The sequence below is a fragment of the Bradyrhizobium sp. TM239 genome, from assembly GCF_036247985.1.
Lineage (GTDB): Bacteria > Pseudomonadota > Alphaproteobacteria > Rhizobiales > Xanthobacteraceae > Bradyrhizobium > Bradyrhizobium ottawaense.
The window spans coordinates 325185-343984 of sequence record NZ_BTIR01000002.1; the positions used below are offsets into that span (position 1 = coordinate 325185).

Genomic DNA, 18800 nt, shown 5'->3' on the forward strand with positions numbered 1-18800 from the left:
ATTAATGACACGCATCGCCGTCGGCGGCTTCCTGCACGAGACCAACACCTTCGCTCCCACCAAGGCGACCTTCGCCGACTTCCAGCATGGCGGCGGCTGGCCGGCGATGACTGAAGGCGCCGACGTTCTCAAGGTGATGCGGCGCATCAATGTCGGCCTTGCCGGCTTCGTCGACAGCGCAGAGGCCAATGGCTGGGAACTCGTTCCGACGGTCGCCTGCGGTGCGAGCCCCTCCGCGCATGTCACCAGGGACGCCTTCGAGCGTATCGTGAAGGTGATGGTCGACGGCATCGCAGCCGCCGGCCCGCTCGATGCGGTCTATCTCGACCTGCACGGCGCCATGGTGACCGAGCATCTCGACGACGGCGAAGGCGAGATCCTGGCGCGCGTGCGCCGCGTCATCGGCAAGGACGTTCCGCTGGTCACCAGCCTCGATTTGCACGCCAACGTCACGCCCGAGATGATGGAACATGCGGACGCGCTGATCGCCTACCGCACCTATCCGCATGTCGACATGGCTGAAACCGGCCGCGCCTCTGCAAGGCATCTCGCACTGCTGCTGAAGTCCAAGCAGCGCTTCGCAAAGGCGTTCCGGCAATTGCCGTTCCTGATCCCGATCAGCTGGCAATGCACCAACGACCAGCCGACCAAAGGCATCTACGAACAGCTCGCCGCGCTGGAGGGCGATGCGGTTCCGACGCTGTCTTTCGCGCCGGGCTTTCCCGCCGCCGATTTCCGCGATTGCGGCCCCAGCGTGTTCGCCTATGGCAAGACGCAAGCGGACGCTGATCGCGCGGCCGATGCGATCGTGAAGCTGATCGAAAGCCACGAGGACGATTTCGACGGCAAGATCTGGTCGCCCGACGACGGCGTGCGCCACGCCATGGAACTTTCGAAGAGCGCGAGCAAGCCGATCATCATTGCCGACACCCAGGACAATCCCGGCGCCGGCGGCGATTCCGACACCACAGGCATGCTGCGCGCGCTGGTGCGCAACAGAGCGAGCGCCGCGACTGGCGCGATCTACGATCCCGTCTCGGCCAAGGCCGCGCATGACGCCGGCGTCGGTGCCACCGTGACGCTGTCGCTCGGCGGCAAATCCGGCATCCCCGGCGACGAGCCCTATCGCGAGACCTTTGTCGTCGAAAAGCTCTCCGACGGCCGCTTCATCGCACCCGGCCCTTACTATGGCGGCCGCGAGATGGAGATGGGCCCCTCCGCAGCCTTGCGCATCGGCGACGTCCGCGTCGTCGTCTCCTCGCACAAGGCGCAGCTCGCCGACCAGGCGATGTACCGCTATGTCGGCATCGAGCCGACCGAACAGAAGATTCTGGTCAACAAGAGCTCGGTGCATTTCCGCGCCGATTTCGAGCCGATCGCGGAGAAGCTGATGATCTGCGCCGCGCCCGGCGCGATGCCGGCCGACACCGCCACCCTGCCCTGGACGCGCCTGCGGCCGGGCATCCGCATCAAGCCGAACGGCCCCGCTTTCACACCCTCCTCACGCTAACCGGACAGAACACATGCCCACCATCGACCGCATCGACGGCTATGCCGACGAACTCACCGCTATCAGGCGCGACCTCCACGCCCATCCCGAGATCGGCTTCGAGGAAGTGCGCACCTCCGGCATCGTCGCCGACAAGCTGAAGAGCTGGGGCATCGAGGTGCATCGCGGTCTCGGCGGCACCGGCGTGATCGGCGTCATCAAGGGCAAGGGTTCGGGCAGCAAGCGCATCGGGCTGCGTGCCGACATGGACGCGCTGCCGATGGAAGAGAATACCAATCTGAAGTGGAGCTCGAAAATCCCCGGCCGCTTCCACGGCTGCGGCCATGACGGCCACACCACGATGCTGCTCGGCACCGCGCGCTATCTCGCCGAGACCAGAAACTTCGACGGCACCGTCCATCTGATCTTCCAGCCGGCCGAGGAAGGCCTCGGCGGCGCCCGCGCGATGATCAAGGACGGCCTGTTCGAGAAGTTTCCGTGCGACGAGCTCTATGGCCTGCACAACGCGCCCGACCTCAACCACGGCGAGATCGCGATCCTGCCGGGCCCGGCGATGGCCAGCGCCGACTTCTTCGACCTGCGCATCACCGGCTATGGCGCGCATGGCGCGATGCCTGAGCGCTCCAAGGACGCGGTGATCATCGCAACCACGCTGGCGCAGGCGATCCAGACCATCGTCAGCCGCAACGTCGAGCCGCTGCAGGCCGCGGTGGTGTCGATCACCCAGATCCACGCGGGCTCCGCCTATAACGTCATTCCCGGCGACGCGCATCTTTGCGGCACCATCCGCACCTTCTCGAAGGAAGTTCGCACCCTGATCAGCGAACGCATCCGCACGATCTGCGCCGGCATCGCAAGCGCCTATAGTTGCGTGATCGACGTCGACATCCGCGACACCTTCGGCGTGCTGGTCAACCAGGTCGAGCAGTCCAAGGTGGTCGAGGACGTTGCGCGCACCATCGTCGACCCCTCCAACGTGATCACGCGCGCCCAGCCGAAGATGGGCAGCGAGGATTTCGCCGACATGCTGGAGACCATTCCCGGCGCCTATTTCTGGGTCGGCCATGACGGTTCGGTGCCCGTGCACAATCCCGGCTTCGTGCTCGACGACAAGATCCTGCCGATCGGCGCCAGCATGTTCGCCCGGATCATCGAAACGCGCATGCCGGTGGGCTAGCGATGCATAAAAAGAGCGTCGAAGAGGCGGTCACCTCGCTGCACGATCTGTCCGCGGTCGATCTGATCGCGGGCTATCGCGCCAAGCAATTCTCGCCGGGCGAGGTGCTGGAGGATTTGCTCACGCATGTCGCTGCGTGGGAGCCGCATCTGAAGGCGCTCTACGCGTTCGATCCCGACGGCGCGCGCGAGGCCGCAAAGGCCTCGACGGCGCGCTGGACCGGCGGCGAACCATCCGGCGCGCTAGACGGCGTGCCGGTCACCGTGAAAGACAACATCGCGACCAAAGGCGTGCCGGTGCCGCTGGGCGCTGCCAGCGTCAAGCTCGTGCCGGCCGAGAAGGACGCCCCGCCCGCCGCGCGGCTGCGCGAGGCCGGCGCGGTCATCTTCGCCAAGACCACCATGCCCGATTACGGCATGCTGTCGTCCGGGCTCTCCAGTTTCCACGCACTCGCGCGTAACCCCTGGGACCTCTCCAAGAATCCCGGCGGGTCCAGCGCGGGCGCAGGCGCGGCGGCCGCGGCCGGCTACGGTCCGCTACATCTCGGCACCGATATCGGCGGCTCGGTCCGCCTGCCCGCGGGCTGGTGCGGCCTCGTCGGATTGAAGCCGAGTTTTGGCCGCGTGCCGATCGACCCGACCTATGTCGGCCGCGTCGCCGGCCCGATGACCCGCACGGTCGACGATTGCGCGCTGATGATGAGCGTGATCGCAAAGCCCGACCGGCGCGACGGCATGAGCCTGCCCGCCGAGCCGCTCAACTGGAAGGGGCTGGAAAAATCTCCGCGCAAGCTGCGCATCGGCTTGATGCTTGATGCCGGCGTCGGCCTGCCAGCAGAAAGGTCCATCCGCGACGTTGCCGTGAAAGCCGCAAAGGCGTTCGAATCTGCTGGCGCCGTCGTCACCGAGGTCGGCGGCATTTTGACCCGCGAGATGCTCGACGGCCTCGACAATTTCTGGCGCGCGCGGATGTGGGATGATCTGGCGAAGCTGTCGCCGGCCGAACAGGCGAAGGTGCTGCCCTATATCTTCAAATGGGGCGAGTCCGGCGCGAAGCTCTCGGGTGTCGATGTCATCCGCGGCTTCAACCAGACCATGGCGATCCGCGCAGCGGCGTCGAAGCTGTTCTGCGAGCTCGATTACGTGATCTCGCCAACCGCGCCGAACGTGAATTATCCGGCGGAGTGGGCCTCGCCGACCAACGACCCCATGAGGCCGTTCGAGCATATCGCCTATACCGTGCCGTGGAATATGTCGGAGAACCCCGCGGTCTCAATCAACGGCGGCTTCGACGCCAAGGGCTTTCCCATCGGCGTGCAGATCGTCGGCCGCCGCTTCGACGACATCGGCGTGCTCGGCATGGCCAAGGCTTTTGAGGGCCTGCGCGGCCAGCAGCGGCCCTGGCCGAGCCCACCGACCAAGTAGGTTTCGTCATGGCCGGGCGAAGGACGGCGTCGCTTTCGCTCGCCTACGTCCCGGCCATCCACGTTCTCGTGCAGGCCACCACATGCCCAGTCCGCGCAAGACGGACGCCGGCGGCCATGCATCTCGTCTCTTCGAGACAGAATTCAAGACAGGGAAGGAAACCACCCATGGCGTATGAGACGATCAAATACGAGGTCGCCGAGCAGATCCTCACCATCACGCTGAACCGGCCCGACAAGCTCAACGCCTTCAACGCGCAGATGCAAGGAGAGCTGATCGACGCGTTCGACGCCGCCGACAAGGACGACAACGTCCGCGCCATCATCGTCACCGGCGCCGGCCGCGGTTTTTGCGCGGGCGCGGATCTTTCCTCCGGTGCAGATACCTTCGACCGCGACGCGCGGCGCGGACCCGTCAAACGCTTGGCCGACGGCAAGGTCGATTACAGCGATCCGCAGGTGCGCGACGGCGGCGGCCAGGTGACCTTGCGCATCTTCAAGTGCCTCAAGCCCGTCATTGCCGCCGTGAACGGTCCCGCGGTCGGCATCGGCGTCACCATGCAGCTCGCGATGGACATCCGCATCGCCTCCGACGCCGCGCGTTTCGGCTTCGTGTTCTCTCAGCGCGGCATCGTGCCGGAAGCGGCCTCGAGCTGGTTCCTGCCGCGCATCGTCGGCATCTCGCAGGCGCTGGAATGGTGCTATTCGGGCCGCGTGTTCCCGGCCCAGGAAGCGCTCGCGGGTCGTCTCGTCAGCAAGGTCGTTGCCCCCGACGATCTCCTGCCGACCGCCCGCGCGCTCGCCAAGGAATTCGCGGCGAAGACCGCACCGGTGTCGGTCGCGCTGATCCGCCAGATGATGTGGCGCATGATGGGCGCCGACGATCCGATGGAGGCCCACAAGGTCGACAGCCGCGGCATCTACGCCCGCGGCCGTTCAGACGACGTCAAGGAAGGCGTGGTGTCGTTCCTGGAAAAGCGCCCCGCTCAGTTCAAGAACAAGGTGTCCAGCGATATGCCGGACTATTTCCCATGGTGGACGGAACGGGATTACAAATAGCGAAGCTACGCCGCCTTGACGGCGCGGATGAAGGTCTCGACGAACTGACGCATGTTTTCCGACTGACGCGTCAGTTCCTCGGAGGCGTCGAAGACTTCGCCTGCCGCGGCACTGGACTCGCTCGAACCGACTTTGACACCCTGGATGCTCTGTGAGATTTCGCCGGTCCCCCGCGCGGCCTCCTGAACATTGCGGGCGATTTCCCGCGTGGCAGCATCCTGCTGAACCACCGCTGCGGCGATCGACGAGGTGATTTCGTTGATCTCCTCGATCGTCGCCGTGATGCCGTGGATCGCGCTCACGGCCTGTCCGGAGGTCGTCTGGATGGCGGCGATCTGATCGCGAATATCGTCGGTCGCCTTCGACGTCTGCTCCGCAAGGCTCTTCACCTCGCCCGCCACGACGGCAAATCCCCTGCCCGCCTGTCCCGCGCGCGCCGCCTCGATCGCCGCGTTCAACGCCAGGAGATTCGTCTGTCTCGCGATCTCGTTGATCAGCTTGAGCACGTCGCCGACCGTTTCCGTCGCCGACGAGAGACCCTGTACGGTTTCGTTGGTACGCCGGCCTTCGGCGACGGCCTTCTCGGCGACCTGCGCCGACTGTGTCGCGCGGCGTCCTATCTCGGCGACTGAACTGGACAATTCCTCGGTCGCCGCAGCGACGGTCTGCATGTTCGCCGACGCAACCTCGGTCACGCCTGCCACACTCGCCGCCTCGTCGCTGGTCTGACCGGCGGACCGGCTCATCCTGGCCGCGGTCGCCTCCAGCTGGGACGATGCGGATATGACGGTCTCGATCACCTCTGCGACGTCGATGTCAAAGCGATCGGAGAGCTCGTCGATGCGCGTCGCGCGAGCGGCCCGTTGCGCAGCCGCCTCGCGTTCTCTCGCGTTCAACTCGACACTCCGGACCAGGCTGTCCTTGAAGAACTGGACCGCACACGCCATCGCTCCGATCTCGTCCGTACGGTCGGTCCCGTCGACCTGCTGGTCGAGCTTGCCGTCGGCAAGATGCGCCATGGTGCCGGCGAGCTGACCGATCGGCATGGTGATGCCGCGCGCCATGATCGCCGCGGTCACCATGCTGGTCAGCAGGGCGAGCAGAGACAGCGCGGTGACGAGACCGAGGCTCAGAGTGGCTTCGGACTTCTTCTTCGCCATCAGGCCGGTAAGCTCCGTCACGAGCCCGTCCTCGATCTTCTTCAGCAGATCGATTCGAACCGTCGCAGCCTCGAACCAGGACTTGCTGTCGAGCGAACCAAACTCGCCCGCGAGCCCGCCCCGCTCAACCACCTTGCGCATGCCCTCGAACTTGTCGATCGCGGGCCCCGACAATTCCGAGCTGAACAGATCCTTCGCCCGGGACGAAGCGACCGCGCGGAAGGAGGCAAGAAAGCTGTCCTGCGCGGCCGCGAGGCCGATCGCCCTGACATAGGCCTGTGGCTCGAAACGTCCGGCAGCGATCGCGCCGGCGACGGTCGCACGTTCCAGTCCGGCACGTTCCTTGGCTTCCACCAGGTTGGCATGCGCGGCAATCGCCCGCGAGATCTCGTCGTCCGTTGCAAGCTTGGAAATTCCTGATGTCACCGTGATCAAGCGGCCCACGATGTCCGTCAGGGCACCCGCCGCGGCGGCCGGAGCAATCGTCTGCCGATCGATCTGTTCGCGCAGCGAATCCAGACGCCCAAGGCTCTCAGCTGCCGCCTGGCTTGCAGAGCTGAGCCGGCCGCTGCCTTCTCGCGCAAGATCCGCCAGTGCACCAAGTGCTGTTGCTCGTCCCGCGTCGGTGCGGCCACGCTGCTGCTGGAGCTCGGCCCCCAATTGTGCGCCCTTGCTGCTCAGAAAGGTCAGGGACAGTCCGCGTTCGCGCTGGAGCTCGTGGACCAGGCTGCTCAACTTGCCGACCCCATCCACGACCGGCTGCATGTCCCCCATTTCCGAACGCACGGTCCATTTGGCGGAAATATCGTACAGGGCGAGCGCAGCGAGCGTCGCAAGAGGCAGCAGTGCCGCCAGAGCGATGCGATGAATTATTCTTATATTCCTGAACATCATTCGAGTTCGCGATTTTCGTACTCGTGATAGGATCAGACTGGTAAAGAAAACTCCTTATACGAGTGAGAAAAAGATAGGCGGTAACTGCTCACCAGTGCGGCACCGTCGATCAGTCCATCACCAGCGCCACACGCCCGATTGCCTTGCGGTCGATCAAGAGCCGCATTGCCTTCGCATAATCTTGCAGCGGCAGACGGTGTGAGACGTTGGGGCGCAGCTTGCCCTCCTCTGCCCATTGCAGCAGCGCCTTCAGGCGCACCTGCCCGAGCGCAGGGTTCTTTCGTACCGCTTCGCCGGCGCGCACGCCGAGCACGCTGGCGCCCTTGATCAGCAGGAGGTTGGTCCTGGCCGAGCCGATGCCGCCGGTGAAGCCGATCACCAGCAGTCGCGCGCCCCAGGCGATGCAGCGCATCGAATCTTCAAAAACCTGACCGCCGACGGGATCGAACACGACATCCGCGCCGCGACCATCGGTGACGCGCTTGACGGCGTCGCGAAATGGCTCGCGGTCATAGCGGATGAGATGATCGGCGCCGCGCGCCTTGGCGATGGCAAGCTTCTCGTCGCTGGACGCTGTCGCGATCACGGTCGCGCCCAGCATCTTGCCGATCTCGACGGCGGCCAATCCCGTGCCGCCGCCGGCGCCATGCACAAGCAGCACCTCCCCCGGCTCAATCCGGCCGCGATCGATCAGTGCGTGATAGGCCGTGCCATGACCGGCAAGATAAGTCGCAGCCTCGGCGTAGTCGAACGTCGACGGCATCGGGGTGAGCTGCGACGGCGTCACGATGGCTTCGTCGGTGAATGCGCCGTGCCGCATCTTCACGATGACCTTGTCGCCAACGGCAACGCCCCCCGCCTCCGCACCGACTTCGGTCACATCGCCGGCCGCTTCCATGCCGGGCGTGAACGGCAACTCCGGCTTGAGCTGATATTGGCCGGCGGCCATCAACACATCAGGGAAATTCAGGCCGGCGGCCCGGATTGCGACCCGTACCTCGCCCGGCCTCAGGGCGTGCGGCGGAAACTCTTCCAGCCGCAATGTTTCGGGCGTGCCGAGCGCGCGGCAGACGACGGCGCGCACCATCAGGCCGCGCTCGCCTTGCTGCGCTTGAGCGCCTCGCGGATCAGCGGCAGGCGGTCGTTGCCGAAATACATGTCGGTCTTGTTCACGAAGATCGTCGGCGAGCCGAAGCCGCCGCGGGCAACGACCTCCTCCGTATTCGCCTTGAGCTGATCCTTGATCCCCTGCTCCGAAATGCCCGCGAAGAATTTTGCCTCGTCGACGCCGACCTTCTTGCAGATCTCCGCCAGCACCGCGTCCTGCGAGATGTCCTTGTCGTCCCCCCAATAAGCCTCGAACAATGCGGTCGCGAACGGCACCATGTCCGCGGCCAACCAGACGCAGCCGCGCATCGCCTTGACGCTGTTCACCGGGAACACGGTCGGTGGCATCTTGATCGCGAGGCCTGCGGAGCGCGCCCAGTCCTGAAGGTCCTTCTTCATATAGCGCGCCTTCAGGGGCACCGGCGTCTCGCGCTGGGCGTAGACGCTCGGATTGACCGTGTTGAAGATGCCGCCGACCAGGATCGGCCGCCAGACGATCTCGGCGCCCAGCTCCCTGGCGAGCGGCTGGATGTTGTGGAAGGCGAGATAGGTCCAGGGGCTGGAGCAGTCGAAGAAGAATTCGATCATAGCGTTTCCTTTGCTCTCGTCATTCCGGGGCGCGCCCTCTTGGGCGGAAGCCCGGAATCCACTTCGCTCCTGGCTCTGCGGCCCGATGGATTCTCGGGTGCGCAATTGCGCACCATAGCTCGCGACTTGGTCGCGCCCCGGAATGACGGCGTGCCGTCACTTCCTTCCCAACACTTCCTTAGCCCTTTGGCCGAACATGATCTTGCGTGATTCCTCGTCAAAGGGCTCTTTGACGAATTTTCCGATCGCAAGCCCCGCCTGCACCTGCGGCCTTGCGCGGACCTCGGCATACCAGCGTTTGACGTTCGGGAAGTCATCGAGCGTAAAGCCCTGCGCCTTGTGGGTCATGGTCCAGGGGAAGCAGGCGATGTCGGCGATGGAATAACCGCCGGCGACATAGGCGCCGGTCTTCTCCAGCTGCCGGTCGAGCACGCCGTAGAGCCGGGCGGCCTCGTCGCGGTAGCGCTCGATCGCATAGGGGATCTTCTCCGCCGCATAGAGCGCAAAATGCCCGTGCTGGCCGAGCATCGGCCCAAGGCCGGCCATCTGCCACATCACCCACTGGATGGTGGCGGAGCGGCCGCGCAAGTCAGCGGGCAAGAAACGACCGGTCTTTTCCGCGAGATAAATCAGAATTGCGCCGGTCTCGAACACCGAGAACGGCCCGCCGCCGTCGGCGGGGGCGTGATCGACGATCGCAGGGATGCGGTTGTTCGGGGAGATCGCCAGAAACTCGGGGCTGAACTGCTCGCCGGCGCGGATGTTGACGGGCTTCACGGTATAGGGAAGCCCGAGCTCCTCCAGCATGATCGAGATCTTCCAGCCGTTCGGCGTCGGCGCGTAATAGAGGTCGATCATGACCTTTCCCTCGGCATCCTTTGGCCTTCCCTGTCGATGCCGCCCGCTAAAATAACGACTTTTGTTGTTCTGTACCTTGACGTTAGGACATGGCAGGAAGGGGCGCAACACAACCTGCCGGAGGGCCGCCATGCTGTTTCCAACCACGATCGCCGGCTCCCTGCCGAAGCCGGAATGGCTTGCCGAACCCAACATGCTCTGGGCGCCCTGGAAGTCGCAGGGCGACGAGTTGCTCCGCGCCAAGCGCGACGCGACACTGATCTGGCTGAAGATCCAGGAGGACGCCGGAATCGACATCCTCACCGAGGGCGAGCAGGCCCGCCAGCATTTCGTGCACGGTTTTCTGGAGAAGATCGAAGGCATCGACTTCGCGCACAAGGTCGAGATGGGCATCCGCAAGGACCGCTACAAGGCGATGGTGCCGCAGGTGGTGGCGCCGCTCCGCCTCAAGGATCGCGTGCACGCCTTCGAGGCGCGCGTGGCGCGCACGCACACGAAGAGGAAGCTGAAGTTCACCCTGCCCGGCCCGATGACCATCATCGACACCATTGCCGATCGCTACTATGGCGATCGCGTCAAGATGGCGTTTGCCTTCGCCGAGCTGCTCAACGAGGAAGCCCGGGCGCTGCAGGCCGACGGCGTCGATCTCGTGCAGTTCGACGAACCCGCCTTCAACGTCTACATGGACGAGGTCAACGATTGGGGCATCAAGGCGCTGGAGCGCGCCGCGCAAGGCCTGACCTGCGCCACCGCCGTGCACATCTGCTACGGCTACGGCATCAAGGCCAATACCGACTGGAAGGAGACGCTCGGCGCGCAATGGCGGCAGTATGAGCAGATCTTTCCGGCGATCGACGCCAGCCCGATCCAGCAGGTCGCGATCGAATGCCGCAATTCGAAAGTGCCGCTCGATTTGCTGGCGCTGCTCAAGAACAAGATCGTGCAGGCCGGCGTGATCGACGTTGCGAGCGACACGGTGGAGACCGCGGAGGATGTCGTGAAGGTGATCGACGCGGTGTCGAAATTCGTGCCCAAGAGCAACATCATCGCCACCACCAATTGCGGCATGGCACCGATGCGGCGCGAGATCGCCGAAGCCAAGCTGATGGCGCTCGGCGCAGGCGCCGCGCTGGCGCGGGAGAAGCTGGGGTGATGGCTGGGATCCGCGGGCCGCTCTGCTAATCCAGAGCCGTCGGATGCAGTGCCGGTTGATAACCGGCTCGCAGCGCATGCAGTGTGGACGGGGGCGTCAGCAGCATTGGGCTGTCCAGCTCGTGCTCGGCGCGGGCATAGCCCGCTGGCGACCACTGCAGCGCCCTGCCCTGCACCACCAGAAAGCTCTCCTCGCCCTGCTGCACCATCGCGCCATCGGGCAATTCTGCCGCCGGCACCGGCAGCGCGTGCAGGCGCTTGCGACCATGATCCAGGCGCTCCAGGTGGAGCTGGGCGTCCATCGCCTTCGCAGTCACCTTGCTTGCGCCATTCCCCATCTCCCACGCCGCGCGGAAGCGGTTGGCATCCTCGCGCCGGCAGAAGAAGCAGGGACGATGACCGGCGGCAAAGGCGGTGGCCTCGTCGAGAAAGAACAGCTCGGTCCAGCTCCGCCGCGCCATCACCGGCCGGCGCCAGCCGCGGAATTCACACAGGCATGTAATCCACGCCGGCGACGACCAGCGCTTGTTCAGCAGCGTCTTCGTTGCGGGATCATGGATGATGCCGCGATTGCCGGTGAAGAGGCCGCGATGCGGGGTAGCGATGATGTCGCCGAGCGGTGTGACGCGGTTTTGGAGCGGGCGAGTGGCGAATGGGGAATTGCGAATTGGGGATTCACTACTCGCCATTCGCCCCTCGCCATTCCCACTTGGTCACGCCGCGCCGTCGCGCAGCGGCGGGTGGTAGGACAGCGCGGTGTCCCAGGGGAAGAAGATCCAGGTATCCTGCGAGACTTCCGTGATGAAGGTGTCGACCAGCGGGCGGCCCTTCGGCTTGGCATAGACGGTGGCGAAATGCGCGTCGGGCAGCATCTCGCGCACCAGCTTGCCGGTCTTGCCGGTGTCGACGAGGTCGTCGACGATCAATAGCCCCTTGCCAGTGCCGCCGCCAAGCTTCATCGCCTGTTCCGAAATGCCTTTGAGGACCTGGAGGTCCCCCTGCTTGTCGTGGTCGTAGCTGGCGACGCAGACCGTATCGATGATGCGCACGCCAAGCTCGCGCGCCACGATCGCGGCCGGCACCAGGCCGCCGCGGGTGATCGCGATGACGGCGTGGAACGGGCCGACCTCGTTGAGCCGCCAGGTCAGCGCCCGGCAGTCGCGATGGAACTGGTCCCACGAGACCGGGAAGGCCCTGCCCGCCCGCTCCTGTGCACTCAGTTCCGGTGCTTCACCAGCCATTGTCGTCTCCTGCTTCGCCTGCCGGCAACATGCCTGCTAACGAGTGATGTTCAATCCCGCCAGCATGTCCTTCACCGCGGCCATGGCTGCCGCGAGCTTGTCCGCATCGCGCGAGCGGACCACGAGGTTCGTATTCGGCTTCTGCTCTTCGTCCATGAAGGGGTAGCTGCCGATGATGGTGTCGGGATGGGCGGCGGCGATCGCGCGCAAGGGGCTGCCGATGTCGCCTTCCCGCGCATTGGCGCGGACCGATTCGGAGAGCATGCGCACGCCCGATTTCAGCTTGGGCGAGACGATGTCCATCATCGCCTGCATGATCGAGGGCACGCCGGCCATCACGATGACATTGCCGATCTTGAAGCCGGGCGCGAGGATGGTTGCGCTCTGGATCAGCTCGGCGCCATCAGGGATGCGGGCCATGCGCAAGCGGGCCTCGTTGAGGTCCTGCTCGCTCCAGCGCTCCTTGAAACGGGCGACCACCTCCGGGTGGTGGTCGATGCCGACGCCGAACGCCTTGGCGACGCTGTCGGCGGTGATGTCGTCATGGGTCGGCCCGATGCCGCCGGTGGTGAAGACGTAGGTGTAGCGATGCCGCAGTGCATCCAAGGCAGCGATGATGTCGGGCTCGTCGTCGGAGACGACCCGGACCTCCTTCAAATCGATGCCGATATTGGTCAGGTATTCGGCGATGAAGCCGATGTTCTTGTCCTTGGTCCGGCCGGACAGGATTTCGTCCCCAATGACCAGAATGCCCGCCGTGACGATCTCGCTCATAACTTAAGTCCCTCACCTGTGGCGCCGACTTTGCCGAGGTAACGCGTTGAAGTCACGCGGTTTTGCTGTCGAAATGAGCAGTCCTCAGCCATTTTTTCAGGCATGCTCGCGGCCATGCCCGCCAAATGCTGTCAGTCCATGCATATCGCGCTGGCCCGGCCCTTGCTACCACCTCAGAGTCATGCACTCTTGCTGCATGGCCAGGACGTTGCGGCTTCACCAGGGCCTGGCGACCTGTCCAATGGCGCAACGCCTTGCGGAGACAAGTCGGGATCTATGGCAGTCGCGTTTGATGAAATGAATATTCCCGGCGGGGACCTTCGCCCCGCCTATCAGGAGCTGGCGCGCTGGCTCAAGGAGACGCCTCCCGAGGCGCTTGAATATCGCCGCCAGGAAGCCGAGCTCCTGTTCCGCCGCATCGGCATCACCTTCGCGGTCTATGGCGAGGCCGAGTCCACCGAGCGCCTGATTCCCTTCGACGTGATCCCGCGGATCATGTCGGGCAAGGAATGGGCACTGCTGGAGAAGGGCCTGAAGCAGCGCGTGCGCGCGCTCAACATGTTCCTGCGCGACATCTATCATGGCCGCGACATCCTGCGCGCCGAGATCGTGCCCGACGATCTGATCTTCCAGAACCCGGTCTTCCGGCCCGAGATGAACGGCCAGCAAGTGCCGCACGACGTCTATGTGCACATCGCCGGCATCGACATCGTCCGGGTCGATGCCAACGACTTCATCGTGCTGGAGGACAATGCGCGGACGCCATCCGGCGTGTCCTACATGCTGGAAAACCGCGAGATCATGATGCGGTTGTTTCCGGATCTGTTCGCCCGCCACAAGGTGGCGCCGGTCGAGCGCTATCCGGACGAGCTGCTCTCGGCGCTCCGCTCCGTCGCGCCGCTAAGCGCCTCGGGCGAGCCGACCGTCGCCCTGCTCACCCCCGGCGTCTACAACTCGGCCTATTACGAGCACTCCTTCCTCGCCGACAAGCTCGGCATCGAGCTGGTCGAGGGCCGCGATCTCATCGTCAAGAACAACGAAGTGTTCATGCGGACGACGGAAGGGCTGAAGCGGGTCGACGTGATCTATCGCCGCGTCGACGATGACTTCCTCGATCCCCTCACCTTCCGTCCCGATTCCGCGCTCGGCGTGCCCGGGCTGATGTCGGCCTATGCGGCCGGCAACATCACGCTCGCCAACGCCGTCGGCACCGGGATTGCCGACGACAAGGCGATCTACTCGTACATGCCGGATATCGTGAAATTCTATCTCGGCGAGGAGCCGATCCTGAAGAACGTGCCGACATGGCGCTGCCGCGAGCCGAAGGACCTCGCCTATGTGCTGGATCATCTGAGCGAGCTCGTTGTCAAGGAGGTGCACGGCTCCGGCGGCTACGGCATGCTGATCGGGCCTGCCGCGACCAAAGCGACAATCGAAGCGTTCCGCGAGAAGCTCAAGCGCGAGCCGGAAGGTTTCATCGCGCAGCCGACGCTGGCGCTGTCGACCTGCCCAACCTGCACGGCGTCAGGCCTTGCCCCGCGCCATGTCGATTTGCGGCCCTTCGTGCTCACCGGCAGCAAGAGCACCACCATCGTGCCGGGCGGCCTGACACGTGTTGCGCTGAAGGAAGGCTCCCTGGTGGTGAATTCGAGCCAGGGCGGCGGCACCAAAGACACCTGGATCCTGGACGAGTAGTCAGATGCTGTCGCGTACCGCCGAAAACCTCTACTGGCTCGCCCGCTACGTCGAACGGGCCGAATATCTCGCGCGCACCATCGATGCGACGCTGCGCGTCACCGCGCTTCCCGCCGCCTATGTCGGCAAGACCAATGAATGGGACTCGGCGCTGCTCACCGCCGGCGTCGCCGCCAGCTTCTATCAGACCTACGAGGAAGCCAACGAGCACAACGTCGTCGACTATCTCTCGTTCTCCGTGGACAATCCATCCTCGATCAGGAACTGCATCGAGGCGGCGCGACTGAACTCGCGCTCGGTGCGCACCGCGCTGACCAGCGAGATGTGGGACACCATCAACTCGGCCTGGATCGAGCTTCAGGCGGTCTGGAGCAAGGGCACCTCGACGCGCGAGGACCTCGCCAAGTTCCTGCGTTTCGTGCAGGAGACCTCGCTGCGCTTCGACGGCTCGGCCTACCGGACCATGCTGCGCAACGACGCCTACTGGTTCTCTCGCCTCGGCCTGCATCTGGAGCGCGCCGACAACACCGCGCGCATTCTCGACGTGAAGTATCACGTGCTACTGCCTGAGGAGGAGCATGTCGGCGGCCCGCTCGACTTCTATCAGTGGAGCTCGATCCTGCGTTCGGTGTCGGCGCTGACGGCCTATCACTGGGTCTACCGCGAGACGCTGAAACCGTGGCTGGTCGCGGACCTGCTCATCCTCAACGGCACGCTGCCGCGCTCGCTGGCAAGCTGCTACGAGAATCTCGTGCGCAATCTCGACCAGATCGGCGTCGCCTATGGCCGCCAGGGCCCGGCTCAGCGCCACGCCCGCGGCATCCGCAACCGGCTGGAACGCAGCAACATGAACGACATCTTCCAGCATGGCGTGCATGAATTCATTCAGGAATTCATCACCGACAATTCCAGGCTGGGCGAAATCATCACGAAGCAGTATCTGATCTGATGTCACCCGGCTGACGACACGGTCCACCATGCGCCTGCGAATCCTGCACACCACGACCTATCGCTACGAGCCGGCGGCCATCAGCGTGATCCAGATCCTGCGCATGACGCCCGGCAGCCATGACGGGCAGTATGTGGCGGAATGGCAGATCGACGTCTCGACGGACACCAAGCTCGACACCCATGAAGACGCCTTCGGCAACGTCACCCATGTGCTGTCCTGCGGTCCCGTCGGCGACATCAAGATCACCGCCGAAGGCCTGATCGAGACCCACGACACCGGCGGCGTGCTGCGCGGTACCGACGAGCGCTTTCCGGCCGGCATGTTCTTGCGCGCCACCGACCTCACCTCCGTCAATCCGGCGATGATGGCGGTCGCGCGCCAGTTGCGCAGCGAGGCCGAGAGCGACACGCTCGGCTTCCTGCATACGCTGATGACCGAGATCGGCGATCACATGACCTTCGACGAGGACCCGACCAACAGTGGAACCTCGGCGGCGGAGGCGTTCACGCTCAAGCGTGGGGTCTGCCAGGACTACGCGCACATCTTCATTGCCTGCGCCCGCACCGGCGGCGTGCCGGCACGCTTCGTCTCCGGCCACTTCCTGCGCTCCGACGGCACGGTGCATCAGGAGGCCGGCCATGCATGGGCTGAAGCCTACGTTCCCGATCTCGGCTGGGTCGGATTCGATCCCGCCAACAGCATCTGCGCCACCGACGCCCATGTCCGAGTCGCGATCGGGCTCGACTATCTCGGCGCAGCCCCGGTGCGTGGCACCCGCTATGGCGGAGGCACGGAGACGCTGACGGTGGCCGTCAAGGTCGACCAGGCGGGCCGCGGCGGGCAGTCCCAATCGCAGTGGCAGGGCTAGGCGCCGCCGCCCGACACATGTGCCGTGCTACACTCGCGGGATCAGACTTGTCCCCGCGAGGTACTCATGGCCACCGTAAAACTGCTTTCGGACGATGAACTCTCCAGCGAGGCGCGCGCCGTCTTCGACGATATCCGCAAGGTGCGGAAGTCGGACTTCGTCAACAATTTCTGGCGCACGCTGGCGCATGATCCGAAGACGCTGCGGCGGACGTGGGAGAGCATCAAGGAGGTGATGGCTCCCGGCGCGCTCGATCCCAAGGTCAAGGAAATGCTCTACGTGGCGGTGTCGATTGCGCATGGCTGCAGCTACTGCATTCACTCGCACACCGCCGCCGCGCGGGCCAAGGGCATGACCGAGGCTGAATATGCCGAGATGCTCGCCATCGTCGGCATGGCCGCGGAAACCAACCGGCTGGTCACGGCGCTCGGCGTGCCCGTCGACGAGGCGTTCCTCGTAGGCGCCGCCGACTGAGGCCGGCAGACGCGTCCTGGAACGACGACTCGCCCCGGGAATCGGGGGTTGGAGCGGCTGCCGAAATTGGCTAGTAATTCCGCGCAAACGCGTTCGGGGACTGGAAATGACCTATTGCTGCGGAATCCTGGTTCGGGACGGTCTGGTGATGATCGCCGACACCCGCACCAATGCCGGCCTCGACAACGTCTCGACCTTCCGCAAGCTGCACATCTTCTCGAAGCCCGGCGAGCGCATCATGGCGATCGCCAGCGCCGGCAACCTCGCCATCAGCCAGTCGGTGCTGTCCACGCTGACCGAAGGCCTGGAGGACCCCAACACGGGTGAGGTCGAGACGCTGATGAACGCGCCGACCATGTTCCAGGCCGCCCAGCGCATCGGCCGGGCGATCCGCGCGGTGCATGCGACCGAAGGCCCCGCGCTGAGATCCGAGGACGTCTCGTTCGACGTCTCGTTCCTGTTCGGAGGCCAGATCAAGGGCGCACGCATGCGCCTGTTCATGGTCTACACCGCCGGCAATTTCATCGAGTGCACCACCGATACGCCGTACTTGCAGATCGGCGAGCACAAATACGGCAAGCCCGTGCTCGACCGCGCCATGCATTACGACGTCGAGCTCTACGAGGCGCTGAAGACCGGCCTGATCTCGATGGATTCGACCATGCGCTCCAATCTCGGCGTCGGGCTGCCGATCGACGTGCTGGTGGTGCGCGCCGATGCCTGCGAGGCCGATCTCAACCATCGCATCGAGGCGGGCGAGCCCTATTTCCACGATCTGCGCTCGCGCTGGTCCGCGGCGCTGCGCGCGGCGCACCAGAACATTCCGCGGCCGCCCTACAAGAACGAAAAAGAACCCAAAACCTGACAGCATGAGAAAAGGCAGGAAACAATGAGTGAAGCAAAGAAGATCGCAGTGGTGACGGGCGCCGGCACCGGTGTCGGGCGCGCAGCGTCGCTGGCATTGATGAACACCGGCTTCACCGTGGTGCTGGTCGGCCGCCGGCTCGACATGCTCGAGGAGACGGCAAAGCTCGGCCCCGCCGGCAAAAGCCTGTGCGTCACCGCCGACATGACCAAGCCTGATTCGATCGCGGCACTGTTTGACAAGGTGAAGGCGACCTACGGCCGCCTCGACGTGCTCTTCAACAATGCCGGCATGGGCGCCCCCGCCGTCAACTTCGAGGACCTCGGCCTCGAGCAGTGGCAGGCGGTGGTGAACACCAACCTCACCGGCCCGTTCCTGTGCACCCAGCACGCCTTCCGCATCATGAAGGACCAGAGCCCGCGCGGCGGTCGCATCATCAACAACGGCTCGATCTCGGCCCACGCGCCGCGGCCGTTCTCGGCGGCCTACACCTCGACCAAGCACGCCATCACCGGCCTGACCAAGGCCTCTAACCTCGACGGCCGCATGTATGACATCGCGGTTGGCCAGGTCGACATCGGCAATGCCGCGACCCCGATGACCGATCGCATGGTCAACGGCCCCGGCGTGCTCCAGCCCGACGGCACCACCAAGCACGAGCCACGCATGGACGCCAAGGCGGTCGGCGATGCCGTGGCCTACATGGCCGGCCTGCCGCTCGATGCCAACGTGCTGACCATGACCGTCATGGCGACCAAGATGCCGTTCGTGGGGCGGGGCTGAACTCAAAACTGCGAAAACAACCCCATGCACAGTAGGGATCTCTTTGATTCCTCTGTGCTTTGTCCGAGGCTTTCGGGGGGCATCCAGTCCCGTGCCCCGGACGCTGCGCGGCATGCAATGACGCGCTGTTGAGCCGGGGCCCATGCCTCCGGGATCTCGTGCTTGGCCTCCTGGGTCCCGGCTCTGCGGCGCAACGCTGACGCGTTGCAGCTTGTCCGGG

The 18800-nt window shown here is 64.8% G+C and carries 18 protein-coding genes; 11 read left to right on the plus strand and 7 right to left on the minus strand.

The features are described from left to right. The first annotated feature begins 4 nt into the window (after positions 1-4). From AABA84_RS05855 to AABA84_RS05870, 4 genes are all read left to right on the plus strand, one after another. The gene (locus AABA84_RS05855; protein ID WP_338311597.1) at positions 5-1510 is read left to right on the plus strand and encodes a M81 family metallopeptidase; all 1506 of its coding nucleotides are present in this window, start codon (positions 5-7) and stop codon (positions 1508-1510) included. Positions 1511-1523: 13 nt separating this feature from the next. Next, positions 1524-2687: a M20 aminoacylase family protein gene (locus AABA84_RS05860; protein WP_338306416.1), complete on the plus strand. Its 1164-nt coding sequence runs from the start codon at positions 1524-1526 to the stop codon at positions 2685-2687. A gap of 2 nt (positions 2688-2689) precedes the next feature. Further along, entirely contained in the window at positions 2690-4111 is a 1422-nt protein-coding gene (locus AABA84_RS05865; RefSeq protein WP_338311598.1) for an amidase, read from the plus strand. A gap of 167 nt (positions 4112-4278) precedes the next feature. Next, on the plus strand, positions 4279-5169 hold the full coding sequence (locus AABA84_RS05870) for a crotonase/enoyl-CoA hydratase family protein (protein WP_338311599.1): 891 nt from the start codon (positions 4279-4281) through the stop codon (positions 5167-5169). 5 nt (positions 5170-5174) lie between these two features. Here AABA84_RS05870 and AABA84_RS05875 read toward each other — a convergent pair whose 3' ends face one another. The 4 genes from AABA84_RS05875 to AABA84_RS05890 all read right to left on the minus strand — a co-directional run bounded on the left by AABA84_RS05875 (position 5175) and on the right by AABA84_RS05890 (position 9776). After that, complete coding sequence (locus AABA84_RS05875; protein ID WP_338311600.1) at positions 5175-7223, minus strand: methyl-accepting chemotaxis protein; 2049 nt, start codon at positions 7221-7223, stop codon at positions 5175-5177. Between the two features lie 109 nt (positions 7224-7332). Beyond that, complete coding sequence (locus AABA84_RS05880; protein WP_212251592.1) at positions 7333-8310, minus strand: NADPH:quinone oxidoreductase family protein; 978 nt, start codon at positions 8308-8310, stop codon at positions 7333-7335. Beyond that, positions 8310-8918, minus strand: a complete 609-nt coding sequence (locus AABA84_RS05885; RefSeq protein ID WP_212251594.1) for a 2-hydroxychromene-2-carboxylate isomerase — start codon at positions 8916-8918, stop codon at positions 8310-8312. Before AABA84_RS05885 ends, AABA84_RS05880 begins: the two co-directional genes overlap by 1 nt. A 156-nt stretch (positions 8919-9074) precedes the next feature. Further along, positions 9075-9776, minus strand: coding sequence for a glutathione S-transferase N-terminal domain-containing protein (locus tag AABA84_RS05890; protein ID WP_212251596.1), 702 nt, complete (start codon positions 9774-9776; stop codon positions 9075-9077). Between the two features lie 130 nt (positions 9777-9906). Here AABA84_RS05890 and AABA84_RS05895 point away from each other — a divergent pair, with 130 nt between their 5' ends. Next, complete coding sequence (locus tag AABA84_RS05895) at positions 9907-10929, plus strand: methionine synthase (RefSeq protein ID WP_338311601.1); 1023 nt, start codon at positions 9907-9909, stop codon at positions 10927-10929. Between the two features lie 25 nt (positions 10930-10954). On the opposite strand, the gene AABA84_RS05900 is transcribed toward AABA84_RS05895, so the two are convergent. Genes AABA84_RS05900 through AABA84_RS05910 form a run of 3 tightly spaced genes read right to left on the minus strand, consistent with a single transcriptional unit; the run spans position 10955 to position 12943 of the window. After that, positions 10955-11617, minus strand: coding sequence for a hypothetical protein (locus AABA84_RS05900; RefSeq protein WP_212251600.1), 663 nt, complete (start codon positions 11615-11617; stop codon positions 10955-10957). Between the two features lie 24 nt (positions 11618-11641). After that, positions 11642-12169 (minus strand): xanthine phosphoribosyltransferase, encoded by a 528-nt coding sequence (gene gpt / locus AABA84_RS05905; RefSeq protein ID WP_028141188.1) that lies wholly within the window; start codon positions 12167-12169, stop codon positions 11642-11644. 36 nt (positions 12170-12205) lie between these two features. After that, entirely contained in the window at positions 12206-12943 is a 738-nt protein-coding gene (locus tag AABA84_RS05910) for a competence/damage-inducible protein A (protein ID WP_212251602.1), read from the minus strand. Between the two features lie 276 nt (positions 12944-13219). On the opposite strand from AABA84_RS05910, the gene AABA84_RS05915 reads away from it, so the two are divergent. From AABA84_RS05915 to AABA84_RS05940, 6 genes are all read left to right on the plus strand, one after another. After that, a complete protein-coding gene (locus tag AABA84_RS05915) occupies positions 13220-14638 on the plus strand; it encodes a circularly permuted type 2 ATP-grasp protein (RefSeq protein WP_028141190.1) in 1419 nt (472 codons plus the stop codon). Between the two features lie 4 nt (positions 14639-14642). Further along, complete coding sequence (locus AABA84_RS05920) at positions 14643-15587, plus strand: alpha-E domain-containing protein (protein WP_338311602.1); 945 nt, start codon at positions 14643-14645, stop codon at positions 15585-15587. A gap of 28 nt (positions 15588-15615) precedes the next feature. After that, complete coding sequence (locus AABA84_RS05925; RefSeq protein WP_338311603.1) at positions 15616-16458, plus strand: transglutaminase family protein; 843 nt, start codon at positions 15616-15618, stop codon at positions 16456-16458. A 66-nt stretch (positions 16459-16524) separates the two neighbouring features. Next, positions 16525-16932 carry a carboxymuconolactone decarboxylase family protein gene (locus tag AABA84_RS05930; protein ID WP_338311604.1) on the plus strand — a complete coding sequence of 136 codons (408 nt, stop codon included), beginning with the start codon at positions 16525-16527 and terminating at the stop codon, positions 16930-16932. A gap of 106 nt (positions 16933-17038) precedes the next feature. Beyond that, the gene (locus tag AABA84_RS05935) at positions 17039-17797 is read left to right on the plus strand and encodes a proteasome-type protease (protein WP_091966256.1); all 759 of its coding nucleotides are present in this window, start codon (positions 17039-17041) and stop codon (positions 17795-17797) included. Positions 17798-17821: 24 nt separating this feature from the next. Beyond that, positions 17822-18580 carry an SDR family oxidoreductase gene (locus AABA84_RS05940; protein ID WP_038973676.1) on the plus strand — a complete coding sequence of 253 codons (759 nt, stop codon included), beginning with the start codon at positions 17822-17824 and terminating at the stop codon, positions 18578-18580. Positions 18581-18800: the final 220 nt, after the last annotated feature.